Origin of the sequence: Ruminococcus flavefaciens (assembly GCF_900119075.1) — a bacterium.
Lineage (GTDB): Bacteria > Bacillota > Clostridia > Oscillospirales > Ruminococcaceae > Ruminococcus > Ruminococcus flavefaciens_Q.
On record NZ_FPIP01000013.1, the window covers coordinates 15,003 to 32,464 of the forward strand.

Annotated in this window: 15 protein-coding genes, 1 tRNA gene and 1 riboswitch; of the genes, 9 read left to right on the plus strand and 7 right to left on the minus strand. The window is 47.0% G+C overall.

Annotated elements, in window-relative coordinates:
* Window positions 1–3: 3 nt before the first annotated feature.
* From BT105_RS14480 to BT105_RS14495, 4 genes are all read right to left on the minus strand, one after another.
* A complete protein-coding gene (locus BT105_RS14480; protein WP_028514849.1) occupies window positions 4–879 on the minus strand; it encodes a metallophosphoesterase in 876 nt (291 codons plus the stop codon).
* Window positions 879–1,799 carry a mechanosensitive ion channel family protein gene (locus BT105_RS14485; protein ID WP_242940134.1) on the minus strand — a complete coding sequence of 307 codons (921 nt, stop codon included), beginning with the start codon at window positions 1,797–1,799 and terminating at the stop codon, window positions 879–881. The genes BT105_RS14480 and BT105_RS14485 overlap by 1 nt, the downstream gene beginning before the upstream one ends.
* Before the next feature lie 153 nt (window positions 1,800–1,952).
* Window positions 1,953–3,479 carry a polysaccharide biosynthesis protein gene (locus tag BT105_RS14490; protein WP_072301393.1) on the minus strand — a complete coding sequence of 509 codons (1,527 nt, stop codon included), beginning with the start codon at window positions 3,477–3,479 and terminating at the stop codon, window positions 1,953–1,955.
* Between the two features lie 43 nt (window positions 3,480–3,522).
* Complete coding sequence (locus BT105_RS14495; protein ID WP_072301394.1) at window positions 3,523–4,107, minus strand: guanylate kinase; 585 nt, start codon at window positions 4,105–4,107, stop codon at window positions 3,523–3,525.
* Between the two features lie 286 nt (window positions 4,108–4,393).
* Between BT105_RS14495 and BT105_RS14500 the strand changes: the two genes are divergently transcribed.
* Window positions 4,394–7,102: a glycoside hydrolase family 9 protein gene (locus BT105_RS14500; RefSeq protein WP_072301395.1), complete on the plus strand. Its 2,709-nt coding sequence runs from the start codon at window positions 4,394–4,396 to the stop codon at window positions 7,100–7,102.
* Between the two features lie 62 nt (window positions 7,103–7,164).
* Here the strand turns inward: BT105_RS14500 and BT105_RS14505 are convergent, their stop codons facing one another.
* Complete coding sequence (locus BT105_RS14505; protein ID WP_081367933.1) at window positions 7,165–7,620, minus strand: GNAT family N-acetyltransferase; 456 nt, start codon at window positions 7,618–7,620, stop codon at window positions 7,165–7,167.
* A gap of 203 nt (window positions 7,621–7,823) precedes the next feature.
* Here BT105_RS14505 and BT105_RS14510 point away from each other — a divergent pair, with 203 nt between their 5' ends.
* Window positions 7,824–8,459: a hypothetical protein gene (locus BT105_RS14510; protein WP_072301396.1), complete on the plus strand. Its 636-nt coding sequence runs from the start codon at window positions 7,824–7,826 to the stop codon at window positions 8,457–8,459.
* 78 nt (window positions 8,460–8,537) lie between these two features.
* Here BT105_RS14510 and BT105_RS14515 read toward each other — a convergent pair whose 3' ends face one another.
* Window positions 8,538–9,329, minus strand: coding sequence for an NUDIX hydrolase (locus BT105_RS14515; RefSeq protein ID WP_242940135.1), 792 nt, complete (start codon window positions 9,327–9,329; stop codon window positions 8,538–8,540).
* A gap of 155 nt (window positions 9,330–9,484) precedes the next feature.
* Window positions 9,485–9,558, minus strand: a tRNA-Arg gene (locus BT105_RS14520).
* A gap of 156 nt (window positions 9,559–9,714) precedes the next feature.
* Window positions 9,715–9,790, plus strand: a riboswitch (adenosylcobalamin-variant (AdoCbl-variant) riboswitch).
* Between the two features lie 141 nt (window positions 9,791–9,931).
* Between BT105_RS14520 and BT105_RS14745 the strand changes: the two genes are divergently transcribed.
* The 7 genes from BT105_RS14745 to pta all read left to right on the plus strand — a co-directional run bounded on the left by BT105_RS14745 (window position 9,932) and on the right by pta (window position 17,435).
* Window positions 9,932–10,849: an NPXTG-anchored protein gene (locus BT105_RS14745; RefSeq protein WP_081367934.1), complete on the plus strand. Its 918-nt coding sequence runs from the start codon at window positions 9,932–9,934 to the stop codon at window positions 10,847–10,849.
* The gene (locus BT105_RS14530; RefSeq protein WP_072301398.1) at window positions 10,839–12,653 is read left to right on the plus strand and encodes a DUF4430 domain-containing protein; all 1,815 of its coding nucleotides are present in this window, start codon (window positions 10,839–10,841) and stop codon (window positions 12,651–12,653) included. Before BT105_RS14745 ends, BT105_RS14530 begins: the two co-directional genes overlap by 11 nt.
* On the plus strand, window positions 12,650–13,528 hold the full coding sequence (locus tag BT105_RS14535) for an energy-coupling factor transporter transmembrane component T (protein ID WP_072301399.1): 879 nt from the start codon (window positions 12,650–12,652) through the stop codon (window positions 13,526–13,528). The genes BT105_RS14530 and BT105_RS14535 overlap by 4 nt, the downstream gene beginning before the upstream one ends.
* A complete protein-coding gene (locus tag BT105_RS14540) occupies window positions 13,501–15,141 on the plus strand; it encodes an ABC transporter ATP-binding protein (protein ID WP_072301400.1) in 1,641 nt (546 codons plus the stop codon). The genes BT105_RS14535 and BT105_RS14540 overlap by 28 nt, the downstream gene beginning before the upstream one ends.
* Window positions 15,132–15,818 (plus strand): ECF transporter S component, encoded by a 687-nt coding sequence (locus BT105_RS14545; RefSeq protein WP_081367935.1) that lies wholly within the window; start codon window positions 15,132–15,134, stop codon window positions 15,816–15,818. The genes BT105_RS14540 and BT105_RS14545 overlap by 10 nt, the downstream gene beginning before the upstream one ends.
* A 36-nt stretch (window positions 15,819–15,854) precedes the next feature.
* A complete protein-coding gene (locus tag BT105_RS14550) occupies window positions 15,855–16,259 on the plus strand; it encodes an HIT family protein (RefSeq protein ID WP_072301401.1) in 405 nt (134 codons plus the stop codon).
* 156 nt (window positions 16,260–16,415) lie between these two features.
* The gene (gene pta, locus BT105_RS14555; protein ID WP_072301402.1) at window positions 16,416–17,435 is read left to right on the plus strand and encodes a phosphate acetyltransferase; all 1,020 of its coding nucleotides are present in this window, start codon (window positions 16,416–16,418) and stop codon (window positions 17,433–17,435) included.
* Window positions 17,436–17,462: the final 27 nt, after the last annotated feature.

A 17,462-nucleotide genomic window follows, 5' to 3' on the forward strand; every position in this document is an offset into this window, starting at 1 on the left:
TTTTCACCCCTTTGGTCTGATATCCATAATGACTACCTCGGGACGGTTGTTGAAACGCACAGGCGCAGGATAAACTCCTATGCCTGAGGTAATAAACATCGTTCCGCCCTCATAGTCAAAGAATCCTTTGTCATATATCTTCTGCTCCTTGTGAAGAAGCTTGGGAAGCCATGTTTTGTTTTCCGAACAGTACAGCGGACCTGCACCGAACGGGAGCTGTGCCATTTCTCCGTGAGTATCTCCGCACAGGGTAAGGTCTGCGCCGAAATCCGCAAACTTATCATAATTCGGGATATGCGCAAGGAGAACATTATAACAGCTGTCATCAAGAGAAAAAGCTGTATTCAGGTCAAATGTTGGACTGTAATATACATTGTCTATGCCCATTATATGGATTCTGTTTCCCTTTACGTCAATAGTCTCCTCATCATAGCTGAGAACGTGGGCTCCGACCTTTTTCAGCTCCGCGACATAACGCTCATCGGTGTCATGCTCGCCTGTTACGCAGTAAACCGGATAGCCTGCGGAGACTAAATCTGCGGTAAGGTCAATGGGCTTCTGTATCAGCTCCCAGTCGCTTTTTCGCGTGTACATATCGCCGAGGATAAATACGATATCAGGAGAAGCGTCCTTTATTTTCTCAACTATTTTGCTGTTCTTTATACCGTGCTTCGTAGCGTGCTGGTCGCTTATAACGGCGAAACGCACCTTACTGCTCACCTTTGGCGAGGTAATGGAAGTCTTGTTGGTATTCAGCGTATAGTTGCCAAACAGCCACACTATGAAAATCAGTATCCACAGCCATAAATGTGATTTTTTCTTCGGCTTGTCAGTTTCTGTCTTTTTTGTCGGAGCTTTTTTCTGCTTGTTTTCAGCCATTAAACCTTATCCTTTACATGAATATCAAGCTGCGGGAACGGTATTTCGATGCCGTTCTCATCAAAGGCAGCCTTTACTGCCTCGGTCATATTGTAGCGCTCGGTGAGGTAATCTGCGTTGTTTACCCACACAAGAACGTCAATGGAGATCGAACTGCTATTATGTGCGCTCATACGGACTATCGGCTCGGGAGCCTTTAGTATCAGCTTCTCATTCGAGATTATTTCAAGTATCACTTCACGAGCCCTGCCGAAATCAGCACTATAGCTGATATCGAATTTAAGGTCGATACGCCTTGTGGGAGTCTCTGTGTAATTAACTATCTTAGCGTCAGTGACCTTACCGTTTGGTATGAACACGGTCTTGTTGTCAAAAGTCACTATCTTAGTATAGAATATGCCGATATCACGGACGGTTCCCACTGTTTCATCAAGCTCTATGATATCTCCTGCCGTAAACGGCTTGGTAAAGAGTATGATAAATCCGCCGCTGAGGTTGGAAAGACAGCTTTGCAGTGCCAAGCTGATAGCAAGTCCTGCCGCACCAAGTATGGTGATTATTGACGACATAGGCACATTCAGCACAGAAAGCGCCATGATTATGACTGCGATATAAAGAATTATCTTGATAAGCGACACAAGAAAGCTTTTTGCCGAGCCGTTTACATTGGACTTCGATACTGCTTTGCCGACTATCTTGGCAATGAGCTTTGAGATAAGTATTCCCACTATCAGTATAACAAGAGCTATTATCACCGTCGGCAGCGCCTTCTGTATATAGCCGAGAGCGTCATTGAGAAGTCCCGAGGTCTTTTCAACGGATTCCTGTATGCTTCCCATGACCTCATTTGTGGTATCGGCGGAAGCCTCCTCTGTAATTATATCCGAAGCCTCTTCTGTAAGGCTGTAAAAAGATGTCAAAATATCATCATCTCCAGAAAAAATGATTAATCATAATTTATTATAACATATGATATCAAAAATAGCAAGAAATGAAAAGAAAATTTACAATAATTCTTTACTTTAACGCAAAAACTGCACTGAGACAGGATATCTCAGTGCAGTTATCATCAATTATTCAGTTACAGCGTTCTTTTCTCTCTGCATTCTGTTGAACTCCTCGGGAGTTATGAATGTAGGAACCATTTCATGGAGAGCTGTTATAGCGACCTCTTCGTCATTGAGCTGTGCGGCGTCGCGGAGCTTCTTAAGACGTGAAGCGAAGTGATCCTCATCGATATCTATCTGCTTGCCGATGAAAATGAGCTTGTTGGAAGTCTTTTGCAGTCCTTCCTCGTCCATAAGGAGCTCTTCCTTTATCTTCTCACCCGGACGAAGTCCTGTGAATACGATAGGAACATCTTTATAAGGCACCTTGCCGTACATTCTGATAAGGTTCTCGGCAAGAGTAACTATCTTTACAGGCTGTCCCATATCAAGAACGAATATCTCGCCGCCGTGAGCAATGGCAGCCGCCTCCATAACAAGGCTTACAGCCTCGGGGATTGTCATAAAGTAGCGGATAATATCCTCATGGGTAACAGTAACAGGCTTGCCCTGCTCTATCTGCTTCTTGAAAAGCGGTATAACCGAGCCGTTTGAGCCGAGAACGTTTCCGAAACGTGTGGTAACGAACTCGGTCCTTCCCTCATGCTGCTGAGAAAGATACTGAACTATCATCTCGCAGCAGCGCTTTGAAGCGCCCATTGCATTTGTTGGGTTTACAGCCTTATCGGTGGAAATCATAACGAACTTCTTTACATCGTGGAACTGTGCAAGTGTAGCTACATTGAATGTACCGATAACGTTGTTCTTGATAGCCTCCATAGGTGAAGCCTCCATAAGCGGTACGTGCTTGTGTGCGGCTGCATGGAATACTATCTCAGGCTTGTACTTCTCAAATATCTGATTCATGCGGTAATAGTCACGAACAGAAGCGATAAGGGTTACAAGGTGAAGATTCTCACCGTATTCCATGACAAGCTCCTGCTGTATCTCATAAGCGTTGTTCTCGTAGATATCAACGATTATTACCTGCTTAGGGTTATATTTGCAGATCTGGCGAACAAGCTCCGAACCGATGCTTCCGCCGCCGCCTGTTACCATACATCTCTTGCCGCTGATGAAGTTTCTGATGTCCTTGTTGTCAAACTTTATAGGATCGCGTCCGAGAAGCTCCTCGACCTTGATATCATGTACCTGACCGAGCAGAGTTGCCGAATCATCAAGGATAAGAGTACCGATAAACGGAACTATCTTAAGGGGCAGCTTTGTCTCGTTGCATATATCTATAACAGCCTTGCGCTCGTCTGATGTAAGTGACGGTATAGCAAGAATGAGTTGTTCTATCTCAAACTCCTTAGCGTACTTAACTATCTCGTCCTCTCTGCCTACTACCTTTACTCCCTGTATCTCCTTGCCCAGCTTCTTCGGATCGTTGTCGATAATGCACACAGGGTTGAACTGCGCCGAATATTTGTCATCGGTATAAGGTGACTTCTGAGCGTTGAATATCTCCTTGAGAAGCATCTCGCAGGCTACGCCGCCGCCTATTATCATAGTCCTCTTTGCACATTCGCAGTAATTAATTTCCGAACTCACAATAAACCTCCCTAATTCCGCATTTCAACGGATACCACAAAAATCATTCCTGAAAATCAGACATATATTTTTTTACAGCCGACAGACATTCCTCAAGACTGCCGTTGTTTGAAAAACGATGTGTAACTCCTGCCTCACTGAGCTTTTCGTCGGAAAAGTCCTCATTGTCAGCAAGAAAACGCCTGCAGAGCTCCGCATATTTTGGAGCCGACTGTCTTTTTTCTCTTTCCACTGCCCTGAGAAATCTGATATCGTCGTCTACTTCTATATAGACAGGCACCAGAATCTCATCACCGAGATATTCCTTTATTTTCAGATAAGACTCAAGCGTACCGATACCGATCCGGTCCCCCCTGTCGGTGCTGATACTGTCCTTTGCGGTGTAATAAGTCCATTTGCCGCATTTTGTATCATATGTACGCCATTCTATTACCTCGCCGCTGTCCCTCATGGCATTGAAACGCTCATCGTCAACGAAATGATACTCAACGCCCTCGCGCTCGCCTGCACGTATGGGACGGGTAGTGTAGAGAACAATGGGGATAAGCTCTGAATCTTCGAGGATACGGCTATATACTGTATCCTTTCCCGATGAGCTCTTGCCCATTAGATAAAAAATATGGTTCATACCATAACTCCTATTTACAAAGTAAGCACAGATAATCCATACGAATTTAATTATATCACAACAAAACCAATAAATCAAGTACACAAATTGCGGAAAAGTCACATTTCGTGCATATTTTGCGGAAATAGTCTAAATAGCCGAAATATTTTGAGTATAGACTATGAATATGAGCAAAATGCCGTTTTATAGCGACAAATTGTAAATTTTCTTTGGCGTTGCTTTACAACACAAATAAAAAGTATTAAAGTATATAGTGGAAAAATTGCAGAAACCGGAGGTTTAAGGCATGAAAAAGAAAAAAATAACTGCTTGCAGAGCTGTTTCGGCTCTTGCTGCTGTCGTTGTTGCGTCAGGCGCTGTATGCCCTGCAGGAACGCAGTTCGCTCCCCTCAATGCGAACGCAGGTCAGCAGCTCGGTCAGACAGACTTTGAAAACGGAGTAGGACTCCCGTGGCACATTGTAGAGTCCGCACCGGGTGAAATGGACTTCAAGATCGAAAAGGGCGCTTACACCGTGACTATCGTAAATCCGGGCGGAGCTTCGCGAGGCGGAGAGGACCGCTGGGACTGTCAGTTCAGACACAGAGGTCTGAAGATAGTTTCGGGACACAAGTACAAGGTATCCTATGAGATAACCCCCTCGGAGAGCGGAAAGTACTACACCAAGATAGGCAACTTAGACGGCGACGTAGAGATATGGCACAACATGATGGCTGACGGCGGTCCCGATTTCAACAGCACATGGGACTGCATTCAGATAGGCAAAAACGAAACAAAAAAAGTTGATGTTACTTTTACAGCAGACAAGTCTCTTGATGTTGCAGAGTGGGCATTCCACCTCGGCGGCGACGGTCAGTACACCAACGGCGACTGCTTCCCTGTCGGCACTGAGATAAAATTTGACAATATGTCCCTCATTGACCTCACGGGCGACGAAAACGACTATCCAACACCCGAGGTCTGGGAGCGTGCGGACATACTCACCAATCAGGTCTGCTATTTCCCCAAAAGAGCAAAAAAAGCTACTCTCCTAAGCGACTCCTCAAAGCCTGTTGACTTCGAGGTAATAGACGAGTCGGGCAAGACTGTATACGAAGGCAAGAGCACTCCCTTCGGTCACGACAAGGACTCAGACGACGAAGTACATATCATCGACTTCACCGACCTTGACAAGGAGGGCACATACCATATCGAAACAAAAGACGGCTCCGAGAGCCGCGATTTCGAGATATGCGGCTCGGAGACTTATTCCAGCCTGCTTTATGATTCACTCAACTACTTCTACCAGAACAGAAGCGGTATCGAGATAGAGAGCGATTTTATCTCCTCAGGCGAGACTTCCGAGCTTGCCCGTGCAGCAGGTCACCCCAAGGACATGGCTGAGATAGAGCAGACATGGGGCTACAGCGGCAGCAGCGGCTCTATAGACGTTACAGGGGGCTGGTATGACGCAGGCGACCACGGCAAGTACGTTGTAAACGGCGGCTTCTCCCTCTGGCTCATGCAGAACCAGTACGAAACAGCGCTCAAATACGGCTTTGAGGACGCTTACGGCGACGGAACAATGCTTCTTCCCGAAAACACAAACGGCACTCCCGACCTTCTCGACGAAGCCCGCTGGGAAATGGAATGGATGCTGAAAATGATTGTTGAAAGCGGCGAATACAAGGGCATGGCTTACCACAAGGCTCACGACGAGAAGTGGACTGCCCTCGGTATCGCACCTGCCGACGACGATATGAAGCGTATCGTCAAGCCTCCGACGACTGCGGCAACTCTCAATCTGGCAGCCTGCGGCGCTCAGGCGGCAAGACTGTGGAAGGACTACGACAGCGATTTCGCTGAGCAGTGTCTCACAGCTGCAAAGAATGCATTCGAAGCTGCAAAGAAGCACCCCGATATGTATGCTCCGCTTGATGAATCCATAGGCGGCGGTGCCTACGGTGACACAGACGTTGAGGACGAATTCTGCTGGGCTGCTCTGGAACTCTTCATCACCACAGGCGATGAGGACTACTACGACGAGGCTACAGAGAACAAGTTCTTCCTCGATGTACCGCAGACTTTAGGCGGCGGCGAAAGCGTTGATACCGTCGGCAGCTTCGACTGGGGCAACACAGGCGGTCTTGCTACTCTCAGCGCAGCTCTCAACACCGATAAATTCGACAAGGGCGACGCTGAGATAATTCAGGAGGCTATAGTTTCCGCAGCTGATAACTTCATTTCACTTGAAGAGAATCAGGGCTACGGCGTTCCTTACGGTCAGAGCAAGCTCAGCTACAACGACAGCGATGAAGGCTATATCTGGGGCTCTAACTCATTCGTGACTGATAATGCTATCGTTATGGCTTACGCTTATCTTCTCACAAATGACGAGAGCTACCTCGACGGAGCTATCGGCGGTATGGATTATATCCTCGGCAGAAACGCCATGGACTACTCATACGTTACAGGCTACGGTACTCACGCTATTGAATATCCTCACCACCGCTACTGGGCAAGACAGATAGACGAGTCCTTCCCTAAGGCTCCGAATGGCGTAATGTGCGGCGGTCCGAACTCGGGTATGCAGGATCCATGGGTGCAGGGTTCAGGCTGGAAGAAGGGCGAGATACCACCTCAGAAGTGCTATCTTGACAACATCGAGGCATGGTCTGTAAACGAGTGTACTATCAACTGGAACGCTTCACTTGCATGGCTGGCAGGCTTTACAGCTCAGGAGGCTACGGACGAGGGAATCGTTGTAACTCCGCACACAAACGGCAAAAAGTCCGACAAGGAAGAAGCAACAACTACAAAATCCAAGAAAACCAAGACCGAGAAAACGACTGCCAAGACTACAAAGGCAAAAAAGACCGATGATGACAAGGACGACGACAAGAACAGCGGCGGACTCCTCAAGGTAGGTCTTATCGCAGGTGCGGCTGTTATAGCGCTTATCTCACTGGAGCTTTTCATCTATAAAATGGCTAAACTCAAGAAAAACGATAAATAAATGAAAAAAGGACGCATTCGCGTCCTTTTTTATTATTTTCATTGGGCAACGTCCCCTACAGTTTACAGTGCCATTACATATATCTGGCAGGGATTAGCTTCGTCCCACAAATCGGGAAACACCTCGAATTCCTTGAATCCGCAGCCTATATAGAACATATTTGTCCTGTCATAATCCTCATATACTCCCATTTTTACAGTTTTTACCTGCATAAATGAATACCCTAAGAATTTAGCGGCTTCTTTTGCTTTTTCAACAAGCTCCCTGCCGATACCTCCGCGGTGATAGGGCTTCAATACTCCCATAACAGCAAGCTCTACTGTAGCGTTGCCAGTTTCCTTAAGGCAAAGGAAACCTACATATTCGCCATTTTCTTCAGCCGCAAAGAATATCCTGTCAGCGCTTTCGGCGATATACTGCTCTCTTGACTCGTCTACCTCGAACCATTCTTTCAGGGATTCAAGAATTTTGCGTGATATAGCTCTTTTCTCGTCTTTATCGTGTATCTGTACTATCATGATTGTTCCTTTCACATGAAGATTTATTTGTAATTCTGTATTATAGCACTTAAACAGCAGAATGTCAATCCAAATCGACGAAAACAAAGTGCAGCATACACTTTTCATCATAATTTCACACAAACAGGCATACTATAGCTTGACTTTTTCCGACATCAGTAGTATAATAGATACATAATTATGTACAGGAGAGTGTTTTTTACATGAGCAGAGGAAACGGCTTTTTCAGCAATCTGAAAAAATCCACCAAGATCACCCTCGTTTCGTGCGGCTGTTTTATAGCACTTACAGCTGTTATTCTTACATTTTTTGTTATGTTTCCAATAACTCCGTCCGAGAAGATGATATCAAGCTTCGGACGTGAGAGCATATACAAGCAGGATCCGCAGAGCACAAGCCCTACTACTGCTGTTACCACTACAGCTACAAGCGCTGTATCCAAGACAAAGCGTACAACTACCGTTACAAAAGTAAAGAAATCTGATTATACAATAACCTTTACATCGGGCAACGGCTTCTTCAAGGGACAGAAGATACCGTCAGGCGATTTCTCCGGACAGCTCAACACCTATACCCCCACTACCACAACTTCCGTTGTAAGCGGCTATGAAGGCGGTACAGGCGAACTCACCACATATCCGAACGGCGAGGGCACGACGCTTGATCCAAACGGCGGAACAGGTACAGGAACCGAGACTCCAGTAACTCCTCCAGAGGGCGGTGCAGGCACAGGTACTGAAACACCTGTAACTCCACCCGATAACGGCGGCGCAGGCACAGGCGGCGAGACCGCAGCTCCTGCACCTGCAGACGGCGGAGCTGCTGCGGCAGCTGAATAAACATAAAAGGCGTGATTAATTCACGCCTTTTTTAATACTGAATTACGCATAAAAAAGCAGGCTTACGCCTGCTTTTTTTCAAAATACTGCTTTTTTTATCATGTCAAGCTCTTCAAGCGAGATACAGTTCGGGATATCCTCATATTTCATTATGGAGAGAAGCTCGTCTATCTCCGCCCAGCATACCTCAGAGACCTCTGATGACTGGAGCACAAGGTCTTCGATGTTGATATTCTCACGGCAGATGTAAACTGCTACGAGCTCGTTATCATGTATGCCGTCCTTGTTGAACTCAGCCTTTTTGAGTCCGATAAACTCAAGCTTGCTTCTGTCAATATCAAGTCCCAGCTCCTCATGCACCTCTTTAAGGGCTGTATAACGGAACTCGTCGCCCTGAGATACGTGCCCTGCCGCAGATACATCGTAACAGTCGGGATTTATATCCTTTTCGTGAGCACGTTTCTGCAAAAGAACAAAAACTCCCATATCACGTCGCTTTATCATCCAAATATGCACTGTAGGGTGAAGTTCGCCGTCCCTGTGTACAAGGCTTCTGGGTTTGCTGTCAGCAGTTATCCTTGCCTTATCATCAATAAGATTAAGAAACTCATCGGAAATAAACTCAACGCTGATCTCAGGATTTTCTTCGGCAGCTTCAGAAAATACCGACTTTATATCTTCGATAGTGCTGTTTTCTATATCCTCGTCGGAAATATACACCTTGTAGGATGCAGGAGCGCCCTTTTCCGCAATAGCTCCCGAAAGTGTGAATCTGTCTGTTATATCAGCCGAGCCAAGCTTTTTGGCAGCCTCGTCATATAGCTTTTCCTCAGATGCAAGTCTGCTCAGAAAAATTTCAACATCTTCCATAATCTTCTCCATTTTATCTCAATTTCTCCCATAAAACGCCATTATTCAGCGCTATACATTATATACCTAAGCAGTGAAAAAGTCAAGACCTTTTGAAAAATTTAAATATTTCGGGTAAAAAAACAGCTCCCCGACAAATATCGGGGAGCTTACAGCGTCCCAAAGAGGAGTCGAACCTCCGGCCTACTGCTTAGGAGGCAGTCGCTCTATCCTACTGAGCTATTGGGACACATCACGTATAATATTTTACCACATTTAACTGCTCATTGCAAGTCTTATGATATAATTTTATATTTTTACTAACTATTAAGCTTCAATATTTAATAATACGTGAATTTTTCTTACCGAATGTTGCATTTCAACAAACTATATGCTATAATACTTTTGTCTGAAACTGAGGGAAGTACGGTGAAAATCCGTCGCAGCAGTCACTGCCGTATAGTCGGATCGCTCGTCAGACAATGGGTAATTACACGTTTTTGGACAGTGAAAAACGTTGCCAGAGAACTCCGCAGTATCGCTGTGGAGCTGTTTGCTGCGCTTTTTCGCAATGCGGAAAGGCTTTTTTATTGTCCCCGACATTTTTTAAGGAGTAGGTTTTTATGAAAAAAACTATCGCTATGGCAGCTGCTCTGCTTATCTCATGTTCAGCTGTCTGTATGACTTCATTCGCTGCTGACGAGACTAAGGTCTTTGTTACTGTTTCCGATGACAAAAAGGATCTTGTTCTCATTCAGGAGCCTATCACCGTTACTGATATCGACAGCGACGGCAAGCTCACTATCAACGACGCTCTCTATATCGCTCACGAGAATAAGTTCGAGGGCGGCGCAGCAGCAGGCTACAAGTCCTCTGTAGGACAGTGGGGACTCGGTCTTGACAAGCTTTGGGGCGTTGAGAACGGCGGCAGCTACGGCTACTACGTAAATGACAAGATGTCCATGGGACTTGCAGACGAGATAAAGGACGGCGACCAGATACAGGCTTTCATCTATCCCGATCCAAAGGACTATAACTACTATTACAGCTTCTTCAATGCTAAAAAGGGCGAGCCTGTTGCTGTTGACGCAGAAGTTCCGCTGACTCTAACATATTACACATTCGGTGCAAACGGCGATCTTGTTGAAAACAAGCTTGCGAACGCAAAGATAACCTTAAACGGCAAGGCAACTGACTTAGTTACCGATAACGACGGCAAGGTTACTGTAAAATTCTCAGAAGCAGGCTCTAATTACGTAAGCGCAGCTTCTGACAGTGTAAATATCGTTCCTCCTGTTTATATGGTCGAGGTCGATCCTGCACTGACTACTACAACAACTACAGCACCCCTGACAACAACTACTAACTCTTCTACTACGACCACTACTACTGCAACAACTACAAAGACTACCACAAAAGCAACAACTAAAGCTTCAGGCAACTCTCCAAAGACAGGCGTAAAGGGTGCAGGACTGGCTGTATTCGGTCTTGCAGGCGCTGTTGCTACTGCTTTTGTTCTGAGAAGAAAGAATGAGGAATAAGGTACTCACAGGCTTTCTGTGCATTGTACTTACATTGGTTTTATCACTGGGCTGTGTCCCTATGGGAGCTCAGTGCAGCGAACATACCGCCGAGGAGGTCAGCGACCTTATCGGCGGTATCGTTGATTATAAACTAAGTCAGTGCGGCGCAGGCAGCGTAGAAGAATGGCTCGGCGGTGAGATAGCCGATGGCGCAGGCAAGACCTCTGACTGGTACGCTCTCGCCCTCAGTCAGTACGGATATTCCGACATTTCGGCATATGAACGCTCACTCACGGACTATCTTGCAAGCAATAACGTTGCATCAGCGACATCGCGTGAGAAATATGCTCTCGGACTGGCGGCGGCAGGCAGTGAAAACAGTTATATATCCGATATACTTGATGATTCCATTGGCGAGCAGGGCATGATGAGCTGGATATACGGACTTCATGTGCTGAACAACGGCTATACCTGCTCCCGTTTCACGGCAGATTCGGTTGTGGACAGTATACTCTCCATGCAGTACGGCGACGGCGGCTGGGCATTATTCGGAGACTTTGGCGATATCGACGTAACAGCAATGACCGTACAGGCACTTGCTCCCCATAATAACAGGAGCGACGTCTCTGAGGCTGTGGACAGAGCGCTGGACTTCTTGTCGACAAAGCAGAAGTCAAACGGCGGCTATGAGAGTTTCGGTACGCCAAATCCCGAGAGCACATCTCAGGTTCTGGTGGCATTGTCAGCTCTGGGGATAGATTGCAGATACGACGAGCGCTTTATCAAGGACGGTCACGACCTTATCGACGGCATTGCGGAATATCGCCTTGACGACGGCAGCTTCTGCCATACTAAGGGAGGCGGCAGCAATCCTACGGCTACGGTACAGGCATTTTACTCGCTGATAGCTTTTCAGCGCATGACTGAGGGGAAGTCTCCCCTGCTTGTGCTGGATAACCGCAGAGTTCACGAATCTCCACAGCATAGCACTGAGGACACACATCAGCAGCAGGAACATAGTACGACTCAGACTGCAGCTGCTGCCGAAGCTAAATCCACGACTTCAAAGACTGGAACTTCTACAACAGCAAAAACAGGTACAACTCTTGCTAAAACCACTGAAACAGGAACCAAAACTATCAACGTTTCCGTAACTATACTAACTTCGGGTACAAAAGTTTCTTCAACAGCTTTGAATGCGCAGAGCAATAATGCTCCCAAGGGTAAGAACCACAAGCCGATGATAATTGTTATCATAATCGGCGCAGCAGGAGTAATTTCGCTTGTTATTTTCATTCTCGGAAAGCGAAGCTGGAAGAACTATCTGTTCATCGTTCTTGTCGCAGGTGCGGCTATAGCTGTTGTGCTTCTGCTGGATATTCAGTCCGCCGAGGACTACTACAGCGGCGAAAAGAAGCGTAAGAAAAACATCGCAGGCACTGTAACTATGGAGATACGCTGCGACACTATCGCAGGCAAATCCGAGCATATCCCTGCGGACGGCGTTATCCTGCCGCCTACGGCTTTTGATTTTGAGAGCGGCGAAACAGTTTTCGATATTCTCACTGAAGCTGCGCAGACCTACGGTATTCAAGTCGAAAACAAGGGCAGCGCAGGCAGTTCTCACGGCATGGTCTATATCGCAGGTATAAACTATATCTACGAATACGATTTCGGCGACTTATCGGGGTGGGTATACCATGTGAACGGCATTACTCCGTCAAGAGGCTGCGGCGAATACGAGCTTTCCGACGGTGATAAAATAGAGTGGCTGTACACCTGCGAGATAGGTCACGACCTTAACGAGGTATATGAAAAATGAGAAGTTTTTCTGAATACAATCCAATAGTCATAGCCGTCTGGTTTCTCAGCGTAACGGGAATAGCCATGTTCTGCAATTATCCCCTGCTCATGGTCATATCTCTGGTGGGAGCTGTTGCATTCTTTGTCATGCGCAACGGTCTTTCCCACGGAAAAACTCATATATTCTTCTGGGTGCTGTTTCTGATACTAGCGCTTGCAAATCCTCTTGTTTCACACAACGGAAAGACGGTTCTTTTTGTCATGAACCACAATCCCGTAACTCTTGAAGCAACTCTGTATGGCTTAAATTCAGCTGCTATGATAATCGGAGTGCTGTACTGGCTCCGTTCATTTACTCAGATAATGACAAGCGAGAAGCTTCTTTACATTACAGGAGCTCTCTCTCCGAAGCTGTCACTGGTGCTTTCAATGGCGCTTAGGTTCGTGCCGCTGTTCGGCAGACAGTCAGCAAAAATAAACGCCGCACAGACTGCCATGGGACTGTACAGGGACGATAATATAATCGACGACATCAAGGGAAAGTCAAAAGTTTTCTCCGTTATGGTAACATGGGCGCTGGAAAACGGCATAATAACCGCCGATAGCATGGAGGCGAGAGGCTTCGGCACAGGCAGACGAACTCAGATGAGAAGATTCAGATTTGCGGCGGCGGATATCGCCTTTCTTATAGCAACGCTTGGGCTTTTTGGCATTACCTGCGCAGCTATAGGAGCAAAATCCCTCAGCTTTGAGTTCTATCCGTCCATAGCAGCAAAAACTCCCGATATACTGGGAGTTCTTGGACTTATCTCATACGGGCTTATGATACTCATGCCCATGATACTTGAATTGGTGGTGAGCCTTAAATGGAAATACTTGCGGTCAGCGGTCTGACCTTTACATATCCGCAGTGCGCAGAACCTGCTGTCAGCGATATATCATTTTCTCTTGAACGCGGCGAGTTTGCGGTGCTATGCGGAGCTACAGGCAGCGGCAAATCAACTTTGCTGCGTATGCTAAAGCGCGAGCTCACACCTCTCGGCGAAAAAAAAGGCTCGGTAAGATTCTGCAATACTGATTTATCTGAACTTCCCGACAGACGCTCTGCTTCGGCTATAGGCTTTGTCATGCAGAAACCCGAACAGCAGGTCGTCACCGATAAGGTCTGGCATGAGCTGGCATTCGGACTGGAAAACCTCGGGACTCCGCCTGATGAAATATCCAGAAGAATAGCCGAAATGGCAAGCTACTTCGGTATTGGTGACTGGTATGACAAGGACGTTGCAGAGCTATCGGGCGGTCAGAAGCAGCTTCTCAATCTTGCTTCTATCCTCGTTATGCAGCCTGAGCTTCTTATTCTCGACGAACCGACTGCTCAGCTTGATCCCATAGCGGCTGCCGATTTTATCGCAACTCTCAGGCGGCTTTGCAGTGATTTTTCAATTACGATCATTATTGCGGAGCATCGGCTTGAAGACGTTGTTCCGCTCTGCGACAGGCTTCTTGTTATGGATAAAGGTCAGCTTATAGCTAACGGTAAGCCCTCAGAGGTCATATCCGAACTGAAAGAACGCCCCGATATCCTCTGCGGTATGCCTGCGGCTGCTCGGCTTTACGCCGAGCTCAGCGGCAGCGAAAGCTGTCCGCTTACAGTCCGCGAGGGACGTGACTTCATAGAAAACAACTTTTCAAATACTGCTCGCGGACTGCCGCAGGCATTGCATGAGCACTCAGAATCCGCGGCTATGGAGTTCAGCGACGTTTTCTTCCGCTATTCACGGGAGGGAAAGGATATACTTGACGGGCTCAGCTTCACTGTATACGAAAAGGAAATATTCTGTATCCTTGGCGGTAACGGCTCGGGAAAGACCACGGCTCTATCGACGGCAGCAGGTCTTCTGAAACCATACAGCGGCAAGATAAAGGTGTTCAGCAAACGTCTCAAGGACTACAAGAACCGCTCCCTCTATCGTGAGTGTCTCGCAATGCTGCCGCAGGACGTTCAGACAGTTTTTCTCAAAAGCACGGTTCGTCAGGAACTTGACGAATGCAGCGCCGATATATCGGCACTTCCATATGATATATCACACCTTATGGATAAGCACCCCTATGACCTTTCGGGCGGCGAACAGCAGCTCACAGCACTTGCAAAGGTGCTGGCTTCAAAGCCCCAATTGCTGCTTCTTGACGAGCCCACAAAAGGTCTTGACGCAGCCGCAAAGCTCAATATCACAGGCATTCTCCGCAAGCTTAAAGAAAAAGGCGTGACTGTGGTCATCGTCACTCACGATGTGGAATTTGCCGCTGTATGTGCAGACAGATGTGCTATGTTTTTTGGCGGCAGGATAGTCTCTACAGGTACGCCAAATAAGTTTTTCAGCAGGAACAGCTTCTACACTACAGCCGTCAGCCGCATGACACGCGGATATTACGACAATGCCGTTACTATCGACGATGCGGTAAGGCTCTGCACACTTAACGGCAGAAAGGAGAAGCCATGCTCCTGATACGAAACGAAAAGCTCCGAAACGCCGTAAAAATAGCCGTTCCGTTCATTATCATACCCTCAATAACAATTGCAGGCGCACTGTTTTTTGACGGCAAAAGACACATTCTGATCGCTCTTGCAGTTGCTGTACTGTCTCTGGTGCTGTTTGCGGCAGGCTTTGAGAAAAAGTCCACAGGTACACGGCGCATGGTGATAGTGGCTGTAATGACAGCTCTCTGCTTCGCAGGGCGATTTATCCCCTTTCTAAAGCCCGTTGCGGCTCTCACTATAATCACAGGACTGTATCTCGGCGGCGAGGCAGGCTTTCTTGTGGGCTCGCTGTCAGCTGTTCTCTCCAATTTTTACTTCGGACAGGGACCGTGGACGGCTTTTCAGATGCTGGCATGGGGACTTATAGGACTATTCGCAGGTATGCTCTCAAAGCCCCTTCTCGGGAACCGCATACTGCTGCTTTTATACGGAGCTCTGGCTGGTTTAGGATACTCATTTTTCATGGATATCTGGACTGTTCTATGGTACAACGAGGGCTTCAGCATAAAGCTCTACGCCGCTGCTCTTGTATCGGCAATACCTTATACGATGTCATATGCAGTGTCAAATGTGCTGTTTCTGTATCTCCTTGCACCGCCTTTCGGAGAGAAGCTCCAGCGCATTAAGGTAAAATACGGAGTATAAACAGCTCTATATCATATTTTCAGAAAGGATAAATCAATGAACGACTGCATTTTTTGTAAAATAGCTGACCACACCATACCGTCAATGACTGTCTATGAGGACGAACACACTATTGCCTTTATGGATACGGCAAAGGACGTTGACGGTCATATTCTTGTTATCCCCAAAACTCACGCCCATAATATTCTTGACTGCGATAATGATACTCTTTCACAGCTTATATCCGCTGTAAAGAAAGTATCCTGTCATCTTGTTGAGAACTGCGGCTTCGAGGGAGTCAATCTCCTCAATGCCAGCGGAGAAAGTGCAGGTCAGTCCGTACAGCACTTCCATATCCATGTGATACCGCGAAAAAACGGCGATAATATCAACGCATGGCCGCATTTTGACGGTGCAAAAGAGGATATTGAAGACGTTTTCAATAAGATAATTATAAAATAAAGCTTTTACTATATTTTTTCGGGCGGCGGAACGCCGCCCCTACAATTGCAACTTCGGGACGTCGAGTTCGCCGTCCCTACAATTAATATTTGACTTTGACAAACAACTGTGATATAATAGTAAGGTAAAATTTAAATCCAATGGAGGTCTCTCAAAATGGGAATGTTCGACAAGCTTATAGCAAATCTTAAAGCAAGCAAGAAAACTATCGTCTTCACTGAGGGCAGCGATCCCCGTATCCTCTCTGCAGCTGACAGACTTATCAAGGAAAACCTCATGGGCGTTATCCTCTGTGGAAACGTTGACGAGGTAAAGGCTGCTGCCAAGAACGGCGGCTTCAATATCGACAGCGCTGAGATACTCGACCCTGCTACTTACCCAGAAATGGACGCTCTCGTAGCTCAGATGTTCGAGCTCAGAAAGGGCAAGATGACTGAGGAAGAGTGCCGCGCAGCTCTCGCAAAGTCCAACTACTTCGGCACTATGCTCGTTAAGGCCGGCAAGGCAGACGCTCTTCTCGGCGGTGCAACATACTCCACAGCTGATACAGTAAGACCTGCTCTCCAGATCATCAAGACTAAGAAGGGCTCAAACCTCGTAAGCTCATCATTCATTCTTTTCCGTGAGAAGGACGGCAAGGAAGAGAAGATAGCTATGGGCGACTGCGCTATCAATCTCGGCTACACAGACAGACTTGACAAGGACGGCAATGTAGTTCTTTCAGCTGCAAGACAGCTGGCTGAGGTTGCTGTTGAGACTGCAAAGACTGCTGATTTCTTCGGCATTGATCCTAAGGTAGCTGTTCTCAGCTTCTCCACATACGGCTCAGGCAAGGGCGGCACAGTTCAGCTCAGCCACGACGCTGTTATCGAGGCAAGAAACATCGATCCAAACCTCGTTATCGACGGCGAGTTCCAGTTCGACGCTGCTGTTTCAGCAGAAGTTGCCAAGACAAAGTGCCCTGACTCAAAGGTTGCAGGACAGGCTAACACATTTATCTTCCCGCTTATCGAAGCAGGCAACATCGGCTACAAGATAGCACAGAGACTTGGCGGATATGAGGCTTACGGTCCTATTCTTCAGGGACTTAACGCTCCTATCAACGACCTTTCAAGAGGCTGCAACGCTGACGAAGTTTACAAAATGGCTATTATCACAGCAGGCATGGCAAGCTGAGCCAGCTTGACCGCTTGCCACGTTGGC

Coding starts and splice junctions, on each gene's coding strand:
- BT105_RS14480 (WP_028514849.1), bottom strand. CDS start 879: ATGGCTGAAAACAAGCAGAAAAAAGCTCCGACAAAAAAGACAGAAACT.
- BT105_RS14495 (WP_072301394.1), bottom strand. CDS start 4,107: ATGAACCATATTTTTTATCTAATGGGCAAGAGCTCATCGGGAAAGGAT.
- BT105_RS14500 (WP_072301395.1), top strand. CDS start 4,394: ATGAAAAAGAAAAAAATAACTGCTTGCAGAGCTGTTTCGGCTCTTGCT.
- BT105_RS14505 (WP_081367933.1), bottom strand. CDS start 7,620: ATGATAGTACAGATACACGATAAAGACGAGAAAAGAGCTATATCACGC.
- BT105_RS14510 (WP_072301396.1), top strand. CDS start 7,824: ATGAGCAGAGGAAACGGCTTTTTCAGCAATCTGAAAAAATCCACCAAG.
- BT105_RS14515 (WP_242940135.1), bottom strand. CDS start 9,329: ATGGAAGATGTTGAAATTTTTCTGAGCAGACTTGCATCTGAGGAAAAG.
- BT105_RS14745 (WP_081367934.1), top strand. CDS start 9,932: ATGAAAAAAACTATCGCTATGGCAGCTGCTCTGCTTATCTCATGTTCA.
- BT105_RS14530 (WP_072301398.1), top strand. CDS start 10,839: ATGAGGAATAAGGTACTCACAGGCTTTCTGTGCATTGTACTTACATTG.
- BT105_RS14535 (WP_072301399.1), top strand. CDS start 12,650: ATGAGAAGTTTTTCTGAATACAATCCAATAGTCATAGCCGTCTGGTTT.
- BT105_RS14540 (WP_072301400.1), top strand. CDS start 13,501: ATGGAAATACTTGCGGTCAGCGGTCTGACCTTTACATATCCGCAGTGC.
- BT105_RS14545 (WP_081367935.1), top strand. CDS start 15,132: ATGCTCCTGATACGAAACGAAAAGCTCCGAAACGCCGTAAAAATAGCC.
- BT105_RS14550 (WP_072301401.1), top strand. CDS start 15,855: ATGAACGACTGCATTTTTTGTAAAATAGCTGACCACACCATACCGTCA.
- pta (WP_072301402.1), top strand. CDS start 16,416: ATGGGAATGTTCGACAAGCTTATAGCAAATCTTAAAGCAAGCAAGAAA.